Source organism: Brevibacillus choshinensis, assembly GCF_016811915.1.
In the GTDB taxonomy this organism is placed as follows: Bacteria; Bacillota; Bacilli; order Brevibacillales; family Brevibacillaceae; genus Brevibacillus; species Brevibacillus choshinensis_A.
This window is the reverse complement of record NZ_CP069127.1, coordinates 364,878-387,061: the sequence shown is the minus strand read 5'-3', so window position 1 is coordinate 387,061 and position 22,184 is coordinate 364,878. Positions and strand designations below refer to the sequence as shown.

The following is a 22,184-nucleotide window of genomic DNA, read 5'->3' as shown; positions in this document are numbered from 1 at the left end:
AAATCCGACTCACTCTATCGGATGGTCAGCCACTCCGCAATCGGCCCCAATGTCAGCACAGGCAGGAAAGTCAGCGCGCCTACGATCGCTACCGTTGCAATCAGGATCACCAGGAAGACGCTATTGTCGGTACGAAGGGTCCCCATCGTTTCTGGCACCGGCGTTTTGACAATGAGCGAACCTGCTACCGCCAGCATGGCAATGATCGAGACGTACCGGCCCAACAGCATGACCAGGCCCGTCGAGATATTCCAGAACGGCGTGTTGTCTCCCAGTCCTTCGAATCCGGAGCCGTTGTTGGCAGCCGATGAAGTAAATTCGTAGAGCACTTGCGAAATGCCGTGGAATCCAGGGTTTGAGATCCCGGACATGCCCATATCCGTCGCCAAGGCAATCGCCGTTGGTGCCAGGATGATCAATGGATGCACGAGGATTGCGATGGCGATCAGCTTCATTTCTCTGCCTTCGATCTTGCGTCCCAAAAACTCTGGGGTGCGCCCCACCATCAGACCTGCGATGAAAACCGCCAAAATCGCGTACATCAGGATGTTGACCGTACCGACACCGTCTCCGCCAAAGACGCAATTGAGCATCATTTCTCCTAGCGGTACCAATCCCCCCAGAGGTGTCAGCGTATCGTGCATGTTGTTCACCGTACCCGTAGTGGCCGCAGTCGTAACAGCGGTAAACAACGCAGTCTGCGCCATGCCAAAACGGACCTCTTTTCCTTCCATGCTGCCCATTGTCTGGGACAGTCCCGCACGCTCCAACGCCGGATTTCCGTTCACCTCATTGAAGTAGGCGAGGAGCAGGAAGCCGAGAAACATGACGCCCATTGCCCCAAAGATCATCCAGCCTTGCTTGCGGCTTTTTGCCATGAATCCGAACGTAAACGGCAGCGACGCAGGAATCAAGAACATCGACAGGATTTCCAATACGTTCGAAAACGGCGTCGGGTTTTCAAACGGATGGGAGGAGTTGACCCCGAAAAATCCCCCGCCGTTCGTACCCAAATGCTTGATCGAAACGAGCGAAGCAACGGGTCCCCGTGCGATCTGCTGCTCCGCCCCCGTGATCGTAGTCGCTGTCGCCGTTGGTTCCAATGTTTGCGGAACCCCTTGAGTGACGAGCAGCAGCGTGACGACGATCGCGAGAGGAATCAGGACTCGTGTATGAGCACGGATGAGGTCGACGTAGTAGTTGCCGATGCTGCGCTTGCCCGTCAATCCGCGCATGAATGCCATGACGACGGCGATGCCTGTCGCCGGCGTGGTGAACATCAGATAAATAATGACCATCATCTGGGAGAGATACGACAGTCCGCTCTCACCGCTGTAGTGCTGCAGGTTGGTATTGGTCAAAAAGCTGGCTGCCGTATTGAACGACAGCAGTGGTTCCATCGAGCCAATGCCGCTTGGATTACCAGGCAGTCCCCCTTGCAAGCGAAGCAGCAAATAGGCGATTGCCACCATTGTCATATTGCTCACCAGTACTGCCGCTGCGTACTGCTTCCAGCTCATGTCGGCTGCGCGGATCCCGCATACCTTGCAAACCAGCTGTTCCATCCCGCCAAAAAACCGATCCAATCGGGTCCTCTCGAGCGAGAATGCGCTAGCCAGATATCGTCCCATCGGTATGGCCACAACGAGCAGCACGGCCAAGACCAACGCTATTTGTAAAAAGTCCACGACAGTTTCCTCCTAACTCCTTTTCAATGAAACGAGCGAACTCAGTATTTTTCCGGATAAATCAAGGCATGGCACAAATACAAGGCGAGTGCTGCCATGATCAGCAGTAACAAGATCATTTTTCTCCCCCTCCCTGTTCTCTCACCACGGCGTCGCAAAATTTGATGAAAGCGAAAAATGCACCAAATGAAAGCGCCAAGAGCAGTATGGAAACCGCGTCCATGTGTCTTACCCCTCCCTCTTTTGTCAATTTCCCGACCCTTACGCTGCTTCGTTGTTTGGCCCACCTCCGAGCCCAAAAGCCCTTTTTATGAAACTGTCCGACTGGGTCGCCTCTTTCGCTTATCCTTTACGTGCCCTCTCTTATGGAAAAGGCCTGCCTTATTGGATAAAAAAATAGACCAATGCTTACGATTTCCCCGAGAATCGCCATGGAATTGGCAAGCGAAACAGACGAACGCAGTCGTCCGCAGCCCGCGGCCATAACGATCCGATCATCGGAGAAAAAGTACTCATTGGTCTACCGAACGCCCAGCTGACAGTGGTTTGCCATCTTTGCGTTTTGTCTCCCGTTTCCTTCTTCCGAAAACAGCTTATTCAGTTTGAGAGCAAAACAAAAAGACCTGCAGAATGATTGGAGCGCAGCCTTCCCGTGCCATCAGGCAACAAAAAAGGCCTATCCAAATAGGCGGTCTTTAGACCTCCCTCGCTTTAGCCGACGAAGTTAGCTGACGGGTAGGATGGCGAAAGAGTTACTCATCCCTCCCACGACGATGCGTGAGATTAACCCCTACTGATTGGGTCCTCCGTTCCCGAGTGCCCCGGGATTTGGCCAGATTTGCAATTGTTGGTTACGAGTCTCATTATACGACCGGCATAACCGGTTGTTAATGTCCTGTTTTTGTCTGTTTTGCACGATTTGTGGATTCTTTATCGATGTAAGCGCTTTATTACCATCAAGCCTCATTCGCTCATGATATTTCGTGAGTTCTCTTTTATTTTCGAGTAAATTGCTTTTCATTTTTCCTCCCGTGCCATTCAAGTTGACAGGCCCAAGACCCCTGAGTAATATAAGGCACAATGACGATTGTGGGAGGTATGGCGCTTGGCCATCTCAAATAAAAAAAAGCTGGAAGCCGAGATTAGCGAGGCTTTTATCAAATTCCAGCGCGACCTGATCGGGCGAGGACCTCAAGAGGCAAAGACGTACATCGTCGGAGATATGGTGATCTGCCGTTTCAAAGGTGTGCTGACGGTAGAGGAACGCCATCTGTCCACCCATGACAAGGGCCGCCGTATCGTAAAGGAAATGCGTGAGGTTCTGCGCGAGATGTACAGCGAGGAATCCGAGGCGATCGTAGAAAAACATACCGGATGCAAGGTGCTGTCCAGCCACAGTGACATCAGCACCAAGATGGGGGAACGCATCGAAGTGTATGTGTTGGACAAGGATCTCGAAAAAAACATGGCTTAACCTCTGGATAAAAAGGAAGCTCCGCCTGCATGATAGGCGGAGCTTTTCGATTACCCTAACAAAACGGCCCTAACGATGATCCGTTAGGGCTGTTTCTCATTCCTTTACATGGTGACTTCAACTTACACGACGTCGTAGCCTTGTTCTTCAATCGCTTCCTTGATGGCGTCCACCGACAAGCCTTTCTCGTCATAGGAAACCTCGACTGTTTTCGCTGCCAGATTGACCTTTCCAGCCGCACCCATTTCTTTGAGTGTTTTCTCGATGGTGTTGACGCAGTGGTTGCAGGACATTCCTTCTACATTCAGGGTAATGGTTTGCATGATGATCTCTCCTTTGTTTTTTCCATATGATTATGCGGACAAAGCCGCTTCTTGCCTGTTTTCACTCCTTCCTGCCGTCACAGCTTCACTCGCTGCAAGCGCAGGGCATTGAGCACTACCGACACGGAGCTGAAGGCCATAGCGGCTCCTGCCAGCCACGGAGCGAGGAACCCCAGAGCTGCAAAAGGAATCCCCAGCGTGTTGTACGCAAAAGCCCAGAACAGATTTTGCTTGATATTGCGGATCGTGCGTTTGCTCATCTCGATGGCATCCGCTACACTGGTGAGCTCGCCGCGCATCAAGGTAATATCTGCAGCTTCCATTGCCACATCTGTACCGGTGCCGATCGCCATTCCGATATCGGCGGTAGCGAGTGCAGGGGCGTCGTTGATTCCGTCACCGACCATGGCTACTTTCTTGCCCGCTGCCTGCAGCTTTTTCACTTCTGCTGCTTTGCCCTCGGGCAGCACTTCTGCGATGACGTGATCGATTCCTGCCTCACGAGCAATCGCTTCGGCTGTTTGGCGGTTGTCACCCGTCATCATGATCACCGTCAGCCCCATGGCTTTCAGTCGCTCTACCGCTTTTCTCGAAGTAGGCTTGATGGTATCCGCTACGGCGATCAGACCAGCCAGCTTGCCATCTACGACCGCGAGCATCGCCGTTTTCCCCGATTTCTCAAGGGCGAGCATGGTCTCCGCTACTGGTTCAAACGAGATACCCTCGCGCTCCAGCAACCGGCGGGTTCCTACCAGCACTTCACGCCCTTCTGCCACAGCATGTATGCCGTAGCCGGGGATCGCCTCAAAGGAAGTCGTATCCGCGAGGGCCAATCCCCTCTCGCCGATTCCTTTCACGATTGCCTGCGCCAGTGGATGCTCCGAGTTTTTCTCGGCAGCGCCAACGAGCTTGAGCAGCTGCTCCTCCGCGATCTCCCACGCGATGACATCCGTCAGCTCCGGCTCGCCTTTGGTCACCGTGCCAGTTTTATCGAGAACGATGGTGTCCAGGTGGTGAGCTGTTTCCAGATGCTCGCCGCCTTTGAATAGAATACCCAGCTCTGCAGCACGGCCCGAACCCGCCATGATGGACGTCGGCGTCGCGAGTCCGAGGGCGCAAGGGCAGGCGATCACGAGTACCGCAATAGCTTTTTCCAGCGCCTCCGCAAAGTTTCCGGGGAGTACCCAGAGGAACCAGACGAGAAAGGTCAGAACCGCAATGCCGACCACGATCGGGACAAAAATACCCGAAATGCTGTCCGCCAGCCGCTGAATCGGTGCTTTGGTGCCCTGGGCTTCCTCCACGACCTTGATGATTTGCGCCAGCGCTGTTTCCTTGCCGACTTTGGTCGCTTGTACTTTCAGGAAGCCGTTTTTATTGAGTGTGGCACCAATGACATTGTCTCCTGCTGCTTTATCCACCGGGATACTCTCCCCCGTGAGCATGGATTCGTCTACAGCGGATTGTCCTTCCAGCACCAGCCCATCGACGGGGACTTTTTCACCCGGTTTCACATGGACGATATCCCCCAGCCTCACATCTTCGACCGGAATGGTCATTTCCTCGCCATCCCGTACGACGACGGCCGTCTTGGCCTGGAGGCCCATCAGCTTGCGGATCGCTTCCGAGGAACGTCCTTTGGCTTTGGCCTCGAACAATTTGCCCAGCAGAATCAATGTGATCAACACCGCGCTGGTCTCAAAGTACAGCTCAAGCATGTGCGCATGGGTGCCGATGGAGGAAATCGCCACATACAGACTGTAAAAGTAAGCGGCGGAAGTCCCGAGGGCGACCAGCACATCCATATTGGCGCTCTTGTTGCGCAGTGCCTTGTACGCTCCTACGTAAAACTGGGCACCGATAATGAACTGCACAGGTGTGGCCAAGGCAAGCTGGACCCATGGATTCATCAGAGCATCCGGCAGCCAGATAAACGAGGTGAAGGAGAAGTGACTCACCATCGCCCACAGCAGCGGAAGGGATAAGAGCAAGGAGAACCAAAACTTCTTTGTCTGCCGCTTGATTTCCATCTGCCGACGATCTACCTGCTCCTGTTCTTTCCCCTCTTCCTTGCGTTCAGCGCCGTAACCCAGCTTGTCGACCTGGCGAATGAGATCGGCTACGCCGACCTGACCAGCATCGTACTCCACCACTGCTGTCTCCAACGCCAGATTGACATTGGCCTTTAAGACTCCGGGCAATTTGTTCAACCCTTTTTCAATTCGGGTGGCGCACGCTGCGCAGGTCATGCCGGTTATGTTCAGCTCAATCTTGTCTGCCACGACCCCGTAACCGAGAGCTTCGATTTTTCCACGGATGTGATCCAGATTCGTAACAGCCGGATCATAAACGACCGTCGATTTTTCCAATGCGAGGTTCACGTTGGCTGACTCTACGCCATCCAGCTTGTTCAGGCCCTTCTCTATGCGCAAAGCACATGCCGCGCAGGTCATCCCTGAGATCGGAACTGTCGCTTCTGCTGTTTTGGCACTCATGGCGAATACCTCCGTTACAGATACCCTTTAGGGGTATATTTATAAGTATGGTTCCCCATCGCTGTCTTGTTATTACACTCTAACTATACAATACCCCCTCAGGGTATATCAAGGGGTTTTTGCAAAAAAAAAGCCCCTGATTTCTCAGGAGCCTGCAGCATCAATTTTCCCTTTTAATTTCCTTTATTGACAGCGGCTTGATACGCTACCGCGATCTTCGCTGCTACCTCTGCATTGTGGCGCACCAGCGCGATGTTTGTTTGCAAGCTCTTGCCTTCCGTCAGCTGTTTCACTTTATCCAGCAGGAACGGTGTCACTTTTTTGCCGGCGATGTTGTTGTCTTTCGCCTCTTTCAGCGCTTGCAGGATGACTGCCTCGATTTTTTGGTGATCCAGCGCATCTGCTTCTGGCACCGGATTGGCGATAATCATGCCGCCTTTGAGGCCCAGCTTCCATTTGGTATCCATCAAGGTTCCCACTTCTTCCGGTGTATCCAGGCGGAAGTCTACCCCAAAGCCGCTCTCACGGGCAAAGAAGGAAGGGAATTCGGAGGTGCGGTAGCCTACGACTGGCACACCTTGTGTCTCCAGGTACTCCAGTGTACGGCCGATGTCCAGGATGGACTTGGCGCCTGCGCAAACGACTGCAACGTTTGTTTGGGCCAGCTCCGTCAGGTCAGCAGAAACGTCCCATGTAATTTCTCCTTCACGGTGCACCCCGCCGATCCCGCCTGTCGCAAACATATGAATGCCAGCCAGTTCAGCTGCGATCATCGTAGCTGCCACCGTCGTCGCACCGATTTTACCGCTCGCGAGGATGTAAGGGAAGTCGCGGCGGCTTACTTTTTCTACGGACTTGTTGGTCGCAAACTCTTCCAGCTCGCTCTCCGTCAGGCCGATCTTGATTTTTCCGTTCATGATCCCGATCGTGGCTGGAACGGCCCCGTTGTCACGGATGATTTGCTCCACTTCTTTCGCCATCTCGATGTTTTGCGGATATGGCATCCCGTGCGAAATGATCGTCGTCTCCAGAGCCACTACCGGCAGATTGTTTTCCAGGGCGTGACGTACTTCCTCTGTGAAGGTCATATATTGTTTCATTGCTTATCGCTCCTTTTCGAATTGATCTACGGTCATCTCGAGCTGTTCCGGTTTCAGCATTGGGGATACGGACTGCTCTGTCTTCAAGGTCAGGGCAGAAGCAGCCAGCCCCAATTGGCAGGCTCGTTCAAAGGACTCGCCACCCACATACCCGTACAGTAATCCCGATGCAAAGGCATCTCCCGCACCAGTCACATCCACGACCTCCGTAGGGTACGGAGTGAAATGCTTGGATACATCCTCTGACTGATAATAAACGCCTTGTTCTCCCATGGTCACGATGACGTGCTTCACGCCGCGCTCCCTGATTTTGCGGCAAGCCTCGGCGCACTCCTCGATGCTGGAGATGCTCATTCCTGCCAATAACTCAGCCTCTTCCCGATTGGGCAAAATGGCTTCGACTCCGTCCAATCGCTGTGGCAGCTTTTTGGCTTTGGCAGAAGAGACCGGGTCCACAAAGAGCGGAATGTTCTCTTCCCGGCAGCGCTCGATGATATAAGCCAAGCAATCGGCCGGTACGTTTGTATCGAGGAATATTGCTTGGGCCGCCGCGATATGAGACCACTTGTCTGCATACATTTCCGGTGTCAGCGCATCATAAATATCCATGTTCGCCAGCGAGACAACCATCTCCCCGTCGATGTCCAGCAGAGCCGTATAGGTGCCTGTCCGCTGGGTTGGCAAGCGCCATACCTGGCTGATGTCGACACCGTGCTTGCGCGTCTCTTGCAGGATCCATTCCCCTTCTTTATCTTCACCTATGCTGGTAAAAAGAGAGGTTTTGCAGCCCAGCCTGCCCAAATTCTCGGCAATGTTCCGCGCCACCCCTCCGCATGATTCCATAATCGTGACGGGATTGGAGGAATGCAGCCGCACTTGCTGTTTCCCGCGCGCTTTGCGGTCCAGATTGGCTCCGCCGATGCACGCGATCGAGCCCTCTTCTCGCAGGACATACGCACGTCCCTTGATCTCTCCCCGCTTGGTCAGCTGAGCGATGTAGCCTGCGACAGCGGAACGGGAGATTCCCATCAAGTCTGCCAGCTCCTGCTGGCTGATAAAAGGATTGTGGCGGATATGCTGTAAAATCTGCATTTCTTTGTCCACGGTCATCCTCCTTTCTTCCTAAATAGCATTCACAGCTTCGTTTACAAACAAAAGTCTATCACACAAACAAAAGTTTTGCAAACCGACTTCAATTAGAAAATTTATCTGCGCCAAGCCTTTTGCGGATGCACTTATACTGGATAAGAATCTTATCATTCTCTTATCAGTACAAAAAAAGCTGCCGATTTTCGACAGCCTTTTTGCACCTCCTATCGCTACGAGCACTTCCTTTACACAGTCAGACTGCCGTCGACAGCAACGACGGAACCCGTCATGAAGCTCGCTTTTTCAGAAGCCAGGAATAGGACAACCTCTGCGATCTCATTTGGCTGACCGTGCCGTCCCATTCGCATAGGCGAAAGCTCTTCCGGCACGTATCCACCGTTTGCAAACGTATCGGCCACGCTCTTGAAGATCGCAGTCTCAATCCCGCCGGGGCACACAGCATTGATCCGAATCCCCTTTTTCGCGTACTCGATTGCGGCTCCCTTCGTCAGACCAATCACCGCATGCTTGCTGGCAGAGTAGACCGCGATGCTGTGCTCAGGGCGTATACCGGCCGAGGAAGCTGTATTGACGATGGCTCCCTTTCCTTGCTGCTCCATGATCGGGAGGACATATTTCATTCCCAGAAAAATGCCTTTCAAATTAATGGACATGATCCGTTCGTACTCCTCGATAGACACTTCGGTAAACGGAGCGAACTTTTGAATGATCCCTGCATTGTTGAACAAGACATCAATACGCCCGTACTCATCCATGGCCTGCTTCACATAGTTTTCCACATTGGCTGGGTTCGAGACATCTGCTTTCACGAAAATGCCTACTCCCCCATTGCTTTGAATTTGCTGCAGGGTTTCCTTGCCTGATTCCTCATTGAAATCTACAAGCACCACTCGATATCCGTTTTCCGCAAGCTTGATGCTGGTCGCCCTGCCAATTCCGCTTGCTGCTCCTGTTACTACCGCTACCTGTGTATGAGACATATTGATTCTCTCCCTTTGTTCCTGTTTTTTTTGATGATGCCTTCGGACTGCCTGCTGCTTGAGTGATACTTCGGCTACCCTCACCTCCTTTTGAGAACGCAAAAAAGACGCCGTAAGAATACCGGCGTCTTCTATAAATAATCGCATCACGATATAGCAATCCACATGAAGTCAGCTTGCAGTAAAGTGTGAGCTATCGAGGGGCAAAAGCATCCGGTACCTGTTTTCGTATGAAATTGGCATGCCAAAAAAAGGGCAGACTGATCCCGTTGCACGCAAATCCCCAAGCAGTCTGGGTGCTTTTACCAACGCCTCGACCATCGCGAAAACAGTGTCCATCATCACTTTTCCCTCCCTTCGTCCTCAGACCAAAATTACTTAACCCTTTTAACAATAATTCATTCCTTGCAAAAGTTCAACCGTTTCTATGGAAATGTATGCACCTGAAGATGGCATCTATGGATGAATCCCTTCGATTTGAGAACAATAAGAAAAAACAAGGAGGATATCATGCCAGAAAAACGTCCAAAGCAAAAGCAAAAGGAGCCGCCCGAATACTTTTACTTCGACCTCTCCAGTGAGGGTAACCAACGTTTGCTGCAGCATGAGCTGGAGGAAGCAGAGGAAAATCCCCTCTCTCCATTAGAAGAGGTAACGAAGATCGAATATTGATCAATCCACCCTCTAAGCCCTGACACTGCTTTCCTAGGTCAGGGTTTTGTTTGACAAGCATGGGGAGATTCAGGTATCATTATCTCAAATTCAAGATATCGCAAATTCTTGATAAATGGTAAACAGAAAGGAGGGGCATGATGTCGGACAAGTTCATCCGAGATGATTCCCTCGATCTGATGGTCGTATTATCGAGATCGTACAACTGGGTCACGGCCCATACCAATCGTGATATTCGCCAGCATGGCCTCAATCCTACCGAGTTTGGCGTACTGGAGGTTCTCTTCCATAAAGGTCCCCAGCCACTGCAGCAGATTGGGGAAAAGATCCTGATCTCCAGCGGAAATATCACTTATGTCGTGGACAAACTAGAGAAGAAGGAATTGCTCATTCGCAAGCCTTGTTTAGAGGATCGCCGTGTCATTTACGCAGAGCTGACGGAAAAAGGCCAGCAATTACTGGCCGACATTTTTCCTTCCCACAAGCAAGCGATTGAAAAGGCAGTCAGCGGCCTTTCGCCAGAGGAACAACGTCAGGCTATTCAATTGCTGAAAAAACTGGGTCGCGCTGCTCAGGAAAGCTACTAGCTTGAGCGGCTCGATTGGTCTCAAAAAAAGACCTTGACAAAATCTCCAAGGCATAATAATCTTAAAATCAAGATTTACAAACAAAAGTAAGCTACTTACAAAAAGGAAGGGGAATAAACATTCCATGAGTAAAGTACTCTTAATTAAAGCGAACGACCGCCCAGTGGAGCAAGCAGTCAGCGTAAAGCTGTACGAAGCTTTTGCTCAATCTTATAAAGAAACGCATCCAAACGATGAGGTAGTCGAGCTGGATCTGTTCGCAGAAAACCTCCCTTACTACGGCAACGATCTGTTGACTGCTATGTTCAAAGCAGGCCGCGGTATGGAACTGAGCGCAGAAGAGCAAAAAGGCGCTGATCTGGTTAAAAAATACCTGAACCAATTTGCTGAAGCAGATAAAGTGGTTTTCGCGTTCCCAATGTGGAACTTCACTGTACCAGCTCCTCTGCACACGTACATGGACTACCTGTCCCAAGCAGGCATCACGTTCAAATATACTGCTGAAGGCCCTGTAGGCCTGATGGGCGACAAAAAAGTGGCTTTGCTGAGCGCACGTGGTGGCGTTTACTCCGAAGGCCCTATGGCTGCAATTGAAATGGCTAACAAATACGTTCGCACCTTGCTCGGATTCTGGGGCGTTTCCAACATCACTGAGGTGATCGTAGAAGGCCACAACCAATTCCCTGACAAAGCAGAAGCAATCGTTTCTGAAGGCGTTACAAAAGCTGCGAAACTGGCTGAAACATTCTAAGAATGCTTTGCCATGGAAAGAAAGCCTCGCTTTGAGGCTTTCTACAGCCACAATATCTCAAATTTAAAATACTATAATTCAAACTAATTTAGGAGTGATTGAAAATGATGGATCTCGGTTTGCTCATTATTCGTTTGGTTGTTGGTCTGACGTTCGCTGCTCACGGTACACAAAAACTGTTTGGCTGGTTCGGCGGTTATGGCTTGAAAGGAACGGGCGGTTGGTTGGATTCCATCGGGGTCAAACCTGGCGTCATGATGGCACTGCTCGCAGGTTTGGGTGAGCTCGTAGGCGGTCTGTTGTTCGCTGCTGGTGTCGGCACTTGGATTGGAGCGATTTTGATTGCTTTCACCATGCTGGTTGCGATTGTAAAGGTCCACGGTCAAAATGGATATTGGGTAACGCAAAACGGTTATGAATACAACCTGGCTCTGATTGCAGTAGCCATCGGTGTCGCTTTGATCGGACCTGGCGCATACGTTCTGCTTTAATCCCCCTCTTCTCGCTGGGGCGCCAATGACTTGACTAAAGGAGGCAGAAAACATGGATATCCGCGTCTATACACGAGATGAACAAGCAAAAGGGCATTTTGGCGACGGTGAAATCGTGGAAAATAAACCGATTGGCTTTCCCCGTGAAGGATCGGTTGTAACCCGGGTAGGTCCCCTCTTTTACTGGGCTTGGGCGAAATCATTGAATACATTCGAAATTCCATTGCATCCGCATTCCGGCTTCGAGATCTTGACCTATGTCTTGGACGGCACAGTCGGTCACCGCGATACTTTGGGCAATGTACAAAGAGTAACGACTGGCGGCGTCCAGATCATGCAGACCGGTTCCGGTGCCCACCATGCGGAAGAGCTGAGCCAGGATTCGGAGCTGTTCCAAATCTGGTTTGAGCCCCATCTGGCAACAGCGGTCAAACGTCCTCCGACCTACAATCAGTACGATCATGAAGCGTTTCCGGCTGAGGTCTCAGATGGAGTTCAGATCAAACGGATCATCGGACCCGACACACCGATCCAGCTCGTCACGGATTCCCTTATGAGCGATATCACGATCCCGGCAGGCCAATCCTACCCCGTGAGCATTCCCGCAGGCTACAGCCATGCAGTCGTTGTGGTCGAAGGAGACGGGCGAGTCGAAAGCGACAATCTTCAGGATGCAAAATCGATGAACACAGGCGATTTTGTCGTGTCCTCCGCTGATGTGGACGGGAAATTGGTGTATGCAGCCTCTGAGAACACACCGCTTCGAGTGGTACTCATTCAGGTGCCAACCGAAGTCGATTATCCGCTGTATCGGAAATAATCATTTTACTCTTCCACTTACAAACAAAGGGGCACCCCAGAGTAGATCCTTCTCTCTGGGGTGCCCTTTCCTTATGCTTTCGCCTCTAATAGAAAGACAGATAAAAATTTCTTCACACTAATTCGGCACTTCGTCGCTTTTTCTCCTGCCTCCAATTCCTGCATGCGCACCCGAATCTCTTGAAAATCAAACAATCGAGGGGCAAAATGCTCAAAGGTAGGATTGGCGTAATCCGTCAGCCCCAGTGATGCCAAATGAGTAAATGCTTGTATCACCATGCGTCGTATGCGCTGCTCCATCGCACGCACTTCTTTCACGATCGATTGCTCATCCAGATCGCCATGCACTTTATGCAGGATGTGCGTGTACAATTCCTTTAACTGCAATTCGCGCAGCTTATCTCCCCTCTGCTCTTCCTGACCCAGCCAACGCATGATCAGCAAGAGATCAGGAGCCCCCGCTTCACTGGCAATACCCAGCTGCAGCAGCAGTTGCCGAGCTTTTTGCTCCAGGCTGCTTCCCACGTAACCACCCGATCCATGCAAGAGCGTGCTCTTGCTGTCATGATCAGCGGGTTCCTTTGCCTTCACATCCAGGATCTGAAGGGATTTGCGGATGGACTGCAAGGAAGCTTCCAGCGAAAGGTGATCGGCTACCCGTCTCAGCACAGACATGACTTCCAACCGGTTGATCGGCTTTTGGATAAAGGTATCGATTCCTTGCAAATACGCCTCGCCGATCATCTCTTTATTCTCCACCTGTGACACCATGATAAATCGTCCTGCAAATCCTTCCGATCGCAGCTTTTTGATCGTCTGAATTCCGTCCTGGCCAGGCATGAGCAGATCGATCAGCACAACATCGACACCGTACAGTTGATCGATGGACACGCCGATCCCGTCGCTTGCTTGCCCCGCGATTTCCCCCAGGCTGCTTTCCATGATAATGCGCTCCAGCATCCTTCGCACCACAGGGTCGTCCTCGATTAGAAAAAATCGTATCATCATACCCCCTCCTTTCGTAAAAGTTGATCCGTTGGGAGGCTCACTGCAAAATGAGTGGTCGGTCCCCAGTCGTTCATAATCTGCAGGCTTCCTTGCAAGCTGTGCACGATCCCTCTGGCATGTGTCAATCCGATTCCCGTAGAGGCATTCCCGTGCTGGTCAAACTTGGTGGTATACCCTGGTTTGAACACCCACTCCCGTTCCTCGCTAGGAATCCCTGGCCCACTGTCCACTACATGAAAAAGAATATTTCGTTTATCCAGCTTCACCACAAGCTCAATCCAGCCGGTGGAATAAATCGCCTCAACCGCGTTCGCCACCAAATTGTTCAATACGGATAGCAGTGCATAAATTTGGCTCGTACATAAATTTACGTCGCACCTCAAAGAAAATTCGATATCTTTCCCCATCATTTCGGCATATTTTCGATTCGCTCTCATCACCAGTCCGCACAGCTCCGTGATGGAAAGCTGCGAATCCAGTCCTTCCTGATTGATCAGCTTGGACAAGCCCGCCAGCATACGCTGAGAATCCTTTTTCACCTCGTGGACATTTTCCGCGATCAGAAGTGCCGTTGACGATTCTGTATTTTCTGATGAGAGAAGTCGTGTATAGAGCTGGTAGCTCTCCCGCGTGATTTCCTCCATATGAGACATGGATTTTCGCAGGTAGAATGCTTCCTCGTAAAGCTCTGTGTTGATCATCCGCAGCTTTTCCAACTCTTGTTGGCGCACTTCTCCTACAGCCCGGACCTGACGAATCGAAAAGCTGTTGTACAGACCCACGGCAAAAAAACTGCGCAAGACCCCAAAAAAGAGAAGCATGAAGACGCTCTCCCAGCTGATGGGAGGAAAATGATTGAATAAATGTCGCACCTGCAGCTCCACCATATTGGATGCAAAATCGACCGAAGCTCCAATCAGTCCAAGCAGCAACGGTGACTCCAGATACCGCCTCGCATGGATGAAATGAATGAGCAAAGAAAAGCTGAAGTAATAGAAAGCAGACGGCATATGGACCTGCAGACTTTCCAGCCATCCCGCTTGGCCGATGATTTGATCGAGTCCAATCCGAAATCCGAGAATAAACGTCCCGGTCAGAAAACCAGTCAGCAGCACAGGCACTGATTGAAACCATAACAACCCAAAAAAGAAAGCGGCAATCCCCAGTGAAAAACGAAAAGAGCCCCCTAGAGGGTTTACCTTCATTTCCCCGAAGAAGGCGGTTGCCAGCATGATGATGAGGAGTACCACCAAACGCTCTCTCATAGACGCCCCTCTCCCAATAGAAAAGATCTCCCATTCCTATTGTACCGAGAATCGGAGACCTGCAAAGTGTAAAAGATTAGGCGTGCTTATTTTCCAAACGCTTTGAGATGATGGAAAGTGCATAGTTCACCACAAAATACATGACAGCCACCAGGAGGAATGTCGGAATGACGTAGTTCACGTTCCGGCCGTTGATGATCTGAGCGTGGTTCATCAGCTCTGGCAGGGCAATCACGACTGCCAGCGACGTATCCTTCAATAGCGAAATGAATTGGCTCACCATCGGCGGCACCATACGGCGAAGCGCTTGCGGCAGCACGACGTGCCAGAGTGTTTGCATGTAGGTAAGCCCAGAGGAACGGGCCGCTTCGATCTGTCCCTTCTCGATCGAGTTCAGACCACTGCGGACGATCTCGGAAATCATGGCCGATTCAAAAATGACCAGTGCCATAATAGCCGCATAAAACTTATCCAGCTTGATCCCTACCTCCGGCAATGCGAAGTAAGTGAAGAAAATGATCAGCAGAAGGGGCAGATTGCGAACCAGCTCCACAATCGTGGTAAGTACCTGTGACACCACGGGAATGCGTGCATAACGCAGGACGCCAACGATGGTCGCGACCACAAAGCTGAGAACGATGGACAGGAAAGCCACTTGCAATGTGACCCAAAAACCTTCAAGCAGGAAGGTAAGATGACTGGGAGCGTATGCGCCGATAAAGTCCATGGTTTACCCTCCTTTTATCTTGCTCTCGCCAAGCGTCGCTCCAGGTATCCTACGAGCAGACTCAGCGGAAGAGTGAGAATCAAATAAAAAATGGCAACAAAAATGTACACGTCAAACGTAACGAAGGTATCCGCCGAAATCAGGTCGCCGAAATACATCAGGTCGAGACCTGCAATCACTCCCAGCACGGAAGAGTTTTTCACCAGGTTGATAAACTGGTTGCCCATGGGCGGAATGACGATTTTGATCGCTTGCGGCAAAATGACGTAACGCATGGTTTGGACATAGGTAAGCCCTGATGAACGAGCTGCCTCCGTTTGTCCTTTGGGTACAGCCTGAATTCCCGCACGAATCGTCTCCGCGATGAAAGCTGCCGTGTAAACGGTTAGCCCCAGAGTCCCGGCAACAAATGATTCCAAGCGGATACCAATGGCAGGAAGCCCGACAAAGAATATGAAAACGACGAGAATTAACGGGATGTTGCGGATGAATTCCACATACGCTGTCCCCAGCCAGTTGAGAGGGCGCACGGGCGCAATCCGGAACACGGCCATGAGCGTACCTAACAGAAAACTCCCAATGAGTGCAAGCAAGCTGGCCTTCAGCGTGTTGCCGAATCCTTGGAGAAACATATCCCAGTGATCAAACAGGATGGACATATCAATCATCTCTGTAGTCGATCCCCCTTTGCCAGTTAGAAATAAGTGGATGAGCGGTAGGGTGTCCGCTCATCCTTCTTGAAGTCCTACCGCTTTACTTTTTCGGTTTTTCGCCGATCCATTTTTCGTAGATCTTGTCGTATTCACCATTGTCCTTCATTTCTTTCAACAAATCGTTCACCGTCTTCACGAATTCCGCATCGCCTTTGCTGATCGCGATTCCGTAAGGCTCCTCGGTAAAGGTCTCTTCGGTTACGCGATAATTCGGATCTTGCTTGGCCATGCCGTACAAGAGTGCGTTATCGGTGGTCAGTGCGTCGCCTTGTCCCGCTTTCAGTGCAGTGAAGGCTTCCGCGTAGTTTTCAAATTCCAGCACTTCTGCGTCTGGCGCTTTTTCACGAATGTTTTTCGCAGAAGTGGAGCCCTTGGCAGTCAAAACCTTCATGCCTTTTTGCAAATCTTTGAGTCCGTTGATCGGGCTGTCCTTTTTCACCAAAAGGGATTGACCCGCCATGAAATAGATATCCGAGAAATCCACTTCCTTTTTCCGCTCTTCCGTGATGGTCATTGTAGCGATGATGGCATCAATCTCACCGTTTTTGAGCATCGGAATCCGCGTTTTGGAAGTGACTTCCTTCAGCTCGATTTTGTTTTCATCGCCCAGTACTTTTTTGGCGATTGCTTTGGCGATGTCGATGTCGAAGCCTTCTACGTTTCCGGAAGCAGGGTCTTTCAAGCCAAACAGGTTCAGATCATACTTCACGCCAACAACGAACTTGCCTCTTTCTTTGATTTTCGCCACGGTGCTAGCTGCTGCTCCAGAAGCTGCCTGTCCGCCCTGGTTTGCACCCTCGGAGGTCTTGCCCGCGCCACAGCCTGCCAAAACGCTTGCGCCGAGCATCAATACCAGGCCCAAGCCCGTTACTTTCTTCCAAACGCTTTTTTTCATGTGAATGCCCCTTTTCTCTATGTTTTGAAAGCTTGATACCTTTGCGGCAGAAAACTAGTGATTCAAAATGCGGCTCAAGAACAGACGTGCCCGCTCTTCACGAGGACTGGCGAAAAATTGTTCAGGAGTGGACTCTTCCAGGATCTGTCCTTGGTCCATGAATACGATGCGGTCCGCTACTTCACGGGCAAAGCCCATCTCGTGGGTAACGACCACCATCGTCATGCCTTCCTGCGCCAAGCGTTTCATGACATCCAGCACTTCGCCGATCGTCTCCGGATCGAGCGCTGAGGTTGGTTCGTCAAACAGCATGATTTTCGGCTTCATCGCCAACCCGCGGGCAATCGCCACGCGCTGCTGCTGTCCTCCCGATAATTGCAACGGGTATTTTTCAGCCTTTTCAGGAATACCCACTTTTTCCAAGTAGTACATCGCTGTCTCGATCGCTTCCTTTTCCGGAATGCCCAGCACTTTGGTGGGAGCCAGCGTGATGTTCTGCAGCACGGTTTTGTGCGGATACAGGTTGAAATGCTGGAAGACCATGCCGATATCGCGCCGCAGCTTGTTGATGTCCGTGTCCTTGTCGTTTACCTTCACATTGTCGACTACCAGCTCGCCGCTTGTAATCGTTTCCAATCGATTGATACACCGAACCATCGTGCTCTTCCCCGAACCGGAAGGCCCGATCACAACGACGACTTCGCCCTGGTTGATGTGCAGGTTAATGTTCTTCAAGACATGGAAGCTTCCGTAATGTTTGTTCACTTGATGAAAACTGATCAACCAGAATCCCCCTCTTTTCTCTATTTGTTAGACATATCGTAACGGGATTCTACACGAATCTACACGAAAAGACGAAAGAAATATCTCTCTCTTTCTAATTTTCTAATAACGTCTTTTGCATAATCGCTCCCCCCTCTTGGGACATTATCAGGGAATCCCTAACAATTCAGGTGTGAACTAGAAAGGAAGCTGCCCCGTGGAAGACATCGTTATGACGAGAGCCGCCTTTGGGACAACCATGGCCTTTCATATTATTTTTGCCACTCTCGGTGTGGGACTTCCTCTCATGATCCTGCTTGTCGAGCTGCTCTTTTGGCGCACCAAAGACCGCGATTACGAGACTATGGCGAAACGCTGGACAAAAGCGCAAGCGATCCTGCTCGGCGTCGCCATTCCCTCGGGCACCATCTCCGGGGTGCAGCTCTCCCTTCTGTGGCCAGGCTTTATGGAGGTCGTGGGAAAAGTCATCTCGCTGCCCTTTCAAATCGAGATTTTCGCTTTTTTCCTCGAGGCCTTGTTTATGTCCATTTACGTGTACGCAGCTCATCGCCTCTCCCCCGCGATGCGCCTGCTCAGCGTGTTTATGGTGCTGGTGGGAGCCACGGCATCTGCCATTTTGATTACCAATGTCCACGCTTTTGAAGGCACTCCGGCGGGCTTTCGCATCAGCAACGGAGAGATCGTCGATGTTGACCCGTGGGCTGCCTTTTTCAACCCCAGCTTTTTTGTCACCGCTGGCCATGTCACCGTCTCGGCGTATATGACGGGAGCATTTGCGATCGCGGGTGTGGCGGCGTGGAAGTTGCTGCGTTCGGAAAAAGGTGGCCGAGTCTACCGGTACCATCAAAAAGCCTTGCTGCTCGGGTTGATCGTCGGTGGTTCTTTCTCTCTCCTGACAGCGTTGAACGGCCATGAATCCGCTCAGCTCTTGCACGAGTATCAGCCGGAGAAGCTCGCCGCCGCAGAAGGCTTGTTTGAGACACAAGCGTACGCACCGCTAGCCATAGGAGGCTTTACCGATCGGGAGACAAAGGAAGTCAAGTACGCCATCGAAATTCCATGGGCTCTGAGCTTTTTGGCGGCAAACCGGTTTGATGAAGTCGTCGTCGGCTTGAATGACTACCCTGAAGAGCTGTGGCCGCCGCTCTACATCCATACGCTTTTCAACGGGATGGTCGGCATCGGGAGCCTGTTGATCGTGGTCGGCTTCCTCGGATTTGCCTGGAAGAAGCTGCTGAGGCGCTCCGAGTTTCCCCGCTGGGTGCTCTGGATATTTGTCGCCAGCGGTCCGCTCGCACTGCTAGGAATTGAATTCGGCTGGATATTTGCCTGCACAGGACGCCAGCCGTGGGTCATTTACCGCGTCATGAAAACGGTCGACGCTGCCACTGCGGCTGCCGGAGTTTCCACGTTTTTCTGGATCTTTTTGGCCGTCTATCTATTTTTGGCGATTGTCACGCTGCTCGTCTTTCGCAGCTATTTCGGCCGGCATCCTCTCGAGCTGGACCCCCATGACCAGCCACGAGAGCGTACGGCTGAGTAATCCTTGATCCCGGAGGCCTGCATGACATGACCGATACCATCATTGCCATTACCCTGCTGTGGATCTTCGTCGTGATTTACTCCGTGGCCGCCTCTTTTGACTTTGGGGCAGGCTTTTGGTCCATGATCTACCTGAACCGCGAAAAGACCAAAGCCACGTCCATCGCCAACCGTTACCTTTCCCCTTCGTGGGAAGTCGTCAACGTCTTCATTGTGCTGATAGTCGTCGCGCTGGTCACCTTTTTTCCCGGAGCCACCTACACACTCGGGTCCGTGCTGCTGATCCCCGGCAGTCTCGTCCTGCTGCTGATGCTGATCCGCAGCGCATTCATGGTTTTCTCTCACCTGATCCACAAGTACGACAAAACCCTTAGCATCGTCTCGGGCATCACGGGCATATTGGTGCCCGCGTTGCTGATCAGCGTCCTGCCTGTCACTCAGGGCGGCTTTATTCAAGCCACGGACGGCATCGAGCATCTGGACTGGTCGCTCTTCTTTACCAGCCCGCACGTATATGCCTACATAGGGCTAGCCGTCAGCAGCACGCTGCTGCTCTCCTCCCTTTTGCTCGCGGACTACTCCTACGTGGCAGGTGCACACCAGGCGTATTCCGTTTACCGGAGGGATGCGACCTTGCTCGGGCCCATCACCCTGCTCATGGCGGTCTTGACGGTCGTGACCATGCAGATCGAAGCGACGTGGCTGTACGACCGCATCCTCGCCTATATGCCTTGGCTCATCGCATCCGTGCTCTTTTTCTTTGTCGGCTATATCGCGGTGCTACTCCCTCCTGAGCGGCGCTTGATCTTCCATATGCCCCGTTTGGCAGTCGTTGCCGTCACGATCCAATACTTGCTCGCCAGCTATGCCTACGGGGCGGCGCGCCTCCCGTACATCGTCTATCCACATGTCACGATCGAGTCGAGCTTTACGCATCCCGATACCTTCCACGCCCTGTTTATTTGCTATCTGGTCGGCTTTGCTATTCTGGTCCCGGGATTTATTTACTTCTGGCGGCTCTTCATGAAGGACGAGCAGTATGTTCGGCAGAAATGAAAAAAGCGATGCCCCTACCTATCGGGCATCGCCTTATTGATGATTATCGAGCCAAAGCCGGTTGTTTTTCCAGCATGGTTCCTTCCTCGGCATAGCGCACGTGCCAGGAGAACGCCTTTTCCAATACATGCGGTGTATGGCCGCCGCGAGTGAGTGCTTCCTCGTAATAAGCACGCAGCTGACCGCGATACATCGGATGTGCGCAGTTATCGATGATTTTCAGTGCCCGTTCGCGTGGAGCCAACCCACGCAGGTCAGCAAGTCCTTGCTCGGTCACGATGATGTCCACGTCATGCTCGGTATGATCCACGTGGGATGCGAATGGTACGACGCTGGAGATGTTCCCGCCTTTTGCGATGGACTTGGTGACGAAAATCCCCAGACGCGAATTACGGGCAAAATCACCCGATCCGCCGATACCGTTCATCATTTTCGTACCGGATACGTTGGTGGAGTTTACATTTCCGTAGATGTCGACCTCGATCGCGGTATTGATCGCAATCAGCCCCAGACGACGGATAATCTCCGGATGGTTCGTGATCTCCTGTGGACGAAGGAGGAGCTTGTCGCGATAGTTGGCGAAGTTTTCCGTCACGTGCTTCATCTTCTCATCTGTCAGCGTAATCGAACAGCCAGAGGCAAAAGCGATTTTCCCGGCATCGAGCAGATCAAATACTGCGTCCTGGAGCACTTCCGAGTATACGGTCAGATCGGTGAACTCCGAGTCCAAAAATCCGTTGAACACCGCATTGGCAACCGACCCGATTCCGGATTGCAGCGGAGCGAGGTTTTGCGGCAAGCGGCCTTCTTTCACTTCCTGACGCAAAAACTCGATCAGGTGCGCTGCGATTTGAGCTGTCTCTTCATCCGGTTTGACGATGGAGGAAGGAGAATCGGAAATATTGGTTACGACAATTCCTCTTACCTTTTCAGGGTCCACAGGAATACCCAAAGTCCCGATCCGTTGATCGACCGCCACGAGTGGAATCGGTTCCCGCTCCCCTTGCCCCGCTGGGGTGTAAATATCATGAATGCCTTCGAGTGCATCTGTCTGCGCCAGATTCAGTTCAATGATCACGTGTTTGGCTTGCTCGACGAAGATGTTGGAGTTGCCCACAGATGTGGACGGGATGAGCATTCCATCCTCCGTGATTGCAACCGCTTCCACAATGGCATAATCAATCGCTGGCAGAGCACCGCTCCGAATCAGCTCAGCAGTATGCGACAAATGCTGGTCTACAAACATGATGCTGCCGTCATTGATTTTTTTGCGCATGGTCGCATCGGCTTGGAATGGCAGTCGTTTCAGGACAATCCCCGCTTCTGCCATGATCGAATCCACATCTGCTCCCATGGAAGCTCCTGTATATACGTTCACCCCGAAAGGTTCTTTTTCATTTTTTGCCCGTTCTGCCAGCGTGACCGGCACGACTTTGGAATCCCCAGCTCGCGTAAAGCCACTTAGCCCGATCGTCATGCCATTTTCGATCCAGCTTGCAGCTTCCTCTGCTGTCACGATTTTTTCTGCCATTCGTTTATCGCGTAAGCGCTCCCACATGATAGTGACCCCCCGTATGTTGTTCGTTCTCGAATTGTTGTGTATTTACACTAGCACATCCAATCTGAGCGGGCACTCGATTTCACGCAAAGCAGAATAATCGGAGGAAAAGCCAGAAAATTAAGCCGCGAATCGTTCTCAACAGAA

Annotated in this window: 21 protein-coding genes and 1 riboswitch; of the genes, 8 read left to right on the top strand and 13 right to left on the bottom strand. The window is 51.7% G+C overall.

What is annotated here, in order from left to right; all coding sequences use genetic code 11:
- Positions 1–14 precede the first annotated feature (14 nt).
- The gene (gene kdpA, locus JNE38_RS02190) at positions 15–1,688 is read right to left on the bottom strand and encodes a potassium-transporting ATPase subunit KdpA (RefSeq protein WP_203355051.1); all 1,674 of its coding nucleotides are present in this window, start codon (positions 1,686–1,688) and stop codon (positions 15–17) included.
- Positions 1,689–2,386: 698 nt separating this feature from the next.
- Positions 2,387–2,532, bottom strand: a riboswitch (cyclic di-AMP (ydaO/yuaA leader).
- 261 nt (positions 2,533–2,793) lie between these two features.
- Between kdpA and JNE38_RS02185 the strand changes: the two genes are divergently transcribed.
- Positions 2,794–3,162: a Na-translocating system protein MpsC family protein gene (locus tag JNE38_RS02185; protein ID WP_203355050.1), complete on the top strand. Its 369-nt coding sequence runs from the start codon at positions 2,794–2,796 to the stop codon at positions 3,160–3,162.
- Between the two features lie 122 nt (positions 3,163–3,284).
- Here the strand turns inward: JNE38_RS02185 and JNE38_RS02180 are convergent, their stop codons facing one another.
- From JNE38_RS02180 to JNE38_RS02160, 5 genes are all read right to left on the bottom strand, one after another.
- Complete coding sequence (locus tag JNE38_RS02180; protein ID WP_203355049.1) at positions 3,285–3,485, bottom strand: copper ion binding protein; 201 nt, start codon at positions 3,483–3,485, stop codon at positions 3,285–3,287.
- A 77-nt stretch (positions 3,486–3,562) separates the two neighbouring features.
- Positions 3,563–5,980 (bottom strand): heavy metal translocating P-type ATPase, encoded by a 2,418-nt coding sequence (locus tag JNE38_RS02175; protein ID WP_203355048.1) that lies wholly within the window; start codon positions 5,978–5,980, stop codon positions 3,563–3,565.
- A 173-nt stretch (positions 5,981–6,153) separates the two neighbouring features.
- The gene (locus JNE38_RS02170; RefSeq protein WP_203355047.1) at positions 6,154–7,080 is read right to left on the bottom strand and encodes a pseudouridine-5'-phosphate glycosidase; all 927 of its coding nucleotides are present in this window, start codon (positions 7,078–7,080) and stop codon (positions 6,154–6,156) included.
- A 3-nt stretch (positions 7,081–7,083) separates the two neighbouring features.
- Positions 7,084–8,184, bottom strand: coding sequence for a carbohydrate kinase (locus tag JNE38_RS02165; protein WP_203355046.1), 1,101 nt, complete (start codon positions 8,182–8,184; stop codon positions 7,084–7,086).
- Between the two features lie 230 nt (positions 8,185–8,414).
- On the bottom strand, positions 8,415–9,170 hold the full coding sequence (locus JNE38_RS02160; RefSeq protein ID WP_203355045.1) for an SDR family NAD(P)-dependent oxidoreductase: 756 nt from the start codon (positions 9,168–9,170) through the stop codon (positions 8,415–8,417).
- A gap of 510 nt (positions 9,171–9,680) precedes the next feature.
- Here JNE38_RS02160 and JNE38_RS02155 point away from each other — a divergent pair.
- The 5 genes from JNE38_RS02155 to JNE38_RS02135 all read left to right on the top strand — a co-directional run bounded on the left by JNE38_RS02155 (position 9,681) and on the right by JNE38_RS02135 (position 12,491).
- On the top strand, positions 9,681–9,842 hold the full coding sequence (locus tag JNE38_RS02155) for a hypothetical protein (RefSeq protein WP_203355044.1): 162 nt from the start codon (positions 9,681–9,683) through the stop codon (positions 9,840–9,842).
- A 140-nt stretch (positions 9,843–9,982) separates the two neighbouring features.
- Entirely contained in the window at positions 9,983–10,429 is a 447-nt protein-coding gene (locus JNE38_RS02150) for a MarR family winged helix-turn-helix transcriptional regulator (protein WP_275296673.1), read from the top strand.
- A gap of 124 nt (positions 10,430–10,553) precedes the next feature.
- Positions 10,554–11,180: an FMN-dependent NADH-azoreductase gene (locus JNE38_RS02145; RefSeq protein ID WP_203355043.1), complete on the top strand. Its 627-nt coding sequence runs from the start codon at positions 10,554–10,556 to the stop codon at positions 11,178–11,180.
- Positions 11,181–11,284: 104 nt separating this feature from the next.
- On the top strand, positions 11,285–11,671 hold the full coding sequence (locus JNE38_RS02140; protein WP_203355042.1) for a DoxX family protein: 387 nt from the start codon (positions 11,285–11,287) through the stop codon (positions 11,669–11,671).
- A 52-nt stretch (positions 11,672–11,723) separates the two neighbouring features.
- The gene (locus JNE38_RS02135) at positions 11,724–12,491 is read left to right on the top strand and encodes a pirin family protein (RefSeq protein WP_203355041.1); all 768 of its coding nucleotides are present in this window, start codon (positions 11,724–11,726) and stop codon (positions 12,489–12,491) included.
- Between the two features lie 71 nt (positions 12,492–12,562).
- On the opposite strand, the gene JNE38_RS02130 is transcribed toward JNE38_RS02135, so the two are convergent.
- From JNE38_RS02130 to JNE38_RS02105, 6 genes are all read right to left on the bottom strand, one after another.
- Positions 12,563–13,495: a response regulator gene (locus JNE38_RS02130; protein WP_203357384.1), complete on the bottom strand. Its 933-nt coding sequence runs from the start codon at positions 13,493–13,495 to the stop codon at positions 12,563–12,565.
- The gene (locus JNE38_RS02125; RefSeq protein WP_203355040.1) at positions 13,495–14,763 is read right to left on the bottom strand and encodes a sensor histidine kinase; all 1,269 of its coding nucleotides are present in this window, start codon (positions 14,761–14,763) and stop codon (positions 13,495–13,497) included. The genes JNE38_RS02130 and JNE38_RS02125 overlap by 1 nt, the downstream gene beginning before the upstream one ends.
- Positions 14,764–14,839: 76 nt before the next feature.
- A complete protein-coding gene (locus JNE38_RS02120; RefSeq protein ID WP_203355039.1) occupies positions 14,840–15,490 on the bottom strand; it encodes an amino acid ABC transporter permease in 651 nt (216 codons plus the stop codon).
- Positions 15,491–15,504: 14 nt separating this feature from the next.
- A complete protein-coding gene (locus tag JNE38_RS02115) occupies positions 15,505–16,158 on the bottom strand; it encodes an amino acid ABC transporter permease (protein ID WP_203355038.1) in 654 nt (217 codons plus the stop codon).
- Between the two features lie 85 nt (positions 16,159–16,243).
- Positions 16,244–17,098: a transporter substrate-binding domain-containing protein gene (locus JNE38_RS02110; RefSeq protein WP_275296672.1), complete on the bottom strand. Its 855-nt coding sequence runs from the start codon at positions 17,096–17,098 to the stop codon at positions 16,244–16,246.
- A gap of 54 nt (positions 17,099–17,152) precedes the next feature.
- Positions 17,153–17,881, bottom strand: a complete 729-nt coding sequence (locus tag JNE38_RS02105) for an amino acid ABC transporter ATP-binding protein (protein WP_203355037.1) — start codon at positions 17,879–17,881, stop codon at positions 17,153–17,155.
- Between the two features lie 211 nt (positions 17,882–18,092).
- On the opposite strand from JNE38_RS02105, the gene JNE38_RS02100 reads away from it, so the two are divergent.
- Positions 18,093–19,424 carry a cytochrome ubiquinol oxidase subunit I gene (locus tag JNE38_RS02100; RefSeq protein WP_428993711.1) on the top strand — a complete coding sequence of 444 codons (1,332 nt, stop codon included), beginning with the start codon at positions 18,093–18,095 and terminating at the stop codon, positions 19,422–19,424.
- Between the two features lie 26 nt (positions 19,425–19,450).
- A complete protein-coding gene (locus JNE38_RS02095) occupies positions 19,451–20,479 on the top strand; it encodes a cytochrome d ubiquinol oxidase subunit II (protein ID WP_203355035.1) in 1,029 nt (342 codons plus the stop codon).
- Positions 20,480–20,522: 43 nt separating this feature from the next.
- Here the strand turns inward: JNE38_RS02095 and JNE38_RS02090 are convergent, their stop codons facing one another.
- On the bottom strand, positions 20,523–22,037 hold the full coding sequence (locus tag JNE38_RS02090) for a succinyl-CoA:acetate CoA-transferase ScpC (RefSeq protein WP_203355034.1): 1,515 nt from the start codon (positions 22,035–22,037) through the stop codon (positions 20,523–20,525).
- Positions 22,038–22,184: the final 147 nt, after the last annotated feature.

Bases quoted from the DNA above. Each gene is read 5' to 3' on its own strand.
- JNE38_RS02180 (WP_203355049.1), bottom strand. From the start codon at position 3,485: ATGCAAACCATTACCCTGAATGTAGAAGGAATGTCCTGCAACCACTGC.
- JNE38_RS02175 (WP_203355048.1), bottom strand. From the start codon at position 5,980: ATGAGTGCCAAAACAGCAGAAGCGACAGTTCCGATCTCAGGGATGACC.
- JNE38_RS02170 (WP_203355047.1), bottom strand. From the start codon at position 7,080: ATGAAACAATATATGACCTTCACAGAGGAAGTACGTCACGCCCTGGAA.
- JNE38_RS02160 (WP_203355045.1), bottom strand. From the start codon at position 9,170: ATGTCTCATACACAGGTAGCGGTAGTAACAGGAGCAGCAAGCGGAATT.
- JNE38_RS02155 (WP_203355044.1), top strand. From the start codon at position 9,681: ATGCCAGAAAAACGTCCAAAGCAAAAGCAAAAGGAGCCGCCCGAATAC.
- JNE38_RS02150 (WP_275296673.1), top strand. From the start codon at position 9,983: ATGTCGGACAAGTTCATCCGAGATGATTCCCTCGATCTGATGGTCGTA.
- JNE38_RS02145 (WP_203355043.1), top strand. From the start codon at position 10,554: ATGAGTAAAGTACTCTTAATTAAAGCGAACGACCGCCCAGTGGAGCAA.
- JNE38_RS02140 (WP_203355042.1), top strand. From the start codon at position 11,285: ATGATGGATCTCGGTTTGCTCATTATTCGTTTGGTTGTTGGTCTGACG.
- JNE38_RS02135 (WP_203355041.1), top strand. From the start codon at position 11,724: ATGGATATCCGCGTCTATACACGAGATGAACAAGCAAAAGGGCATTTT.
- JNE38_RS02130 (WP_203357384.1), bottom strand. From the start codon at position 13,495: ATGATACGATTTTTTCTAATCGAGGACGACCCTGTGGTGCGAAGGATG.
- JNE38_RS02125 (WP_203355040.1), bottom strand. From the start codon at position 14,763: ATGAGAGAGCGTTTGGTGGTACTCCTCATCATCATGCTGGCAACCGCC.
- JNE38_RS02120 (WP_203355039.1), bottom strand. From the start codon at position 15,490: ATGGACTTTATCGGCGCATACGCTCCCAGTCATCTTACCTTCCTGCTT.
- JNE38_RS02115 (WP_203355038.1), bottom strand. From the start codon at position 16,158: ATGATTGATATGTCCATCCTGTTTGATCACTGGGATATGTTTCTCCAA.
- JNE38_RS02110 (WP_275296672.1), bottom strand. From the start codon at position 17,098: ATGAAAAAAAGCGTTTGGAAGAAAGTAACGGGCTTGGGCCTGGTATTG.
- JNE38_RS02100 (WP_428993711.1), top strand. From the start codon at position 18,093: ATGACGAGAGCCGCCTTTGGGACAACCATGGCCTTTCATATTATTTTT.
- JNE38_RS02095 (WP_203355035.1), top strand. From the start codon at position 19,451: ATGACCGATACCATCATTGCCATTACCCTGCTGTGGATCTTCGTCGTG.
- JNE38_RS02090 (WP_203355034.1), bottom strand. From the start codon at position 22,037: ATGTGGGAGCGCTTACGCGATAAACGAATGGCAGAAAAAATCGTGACA.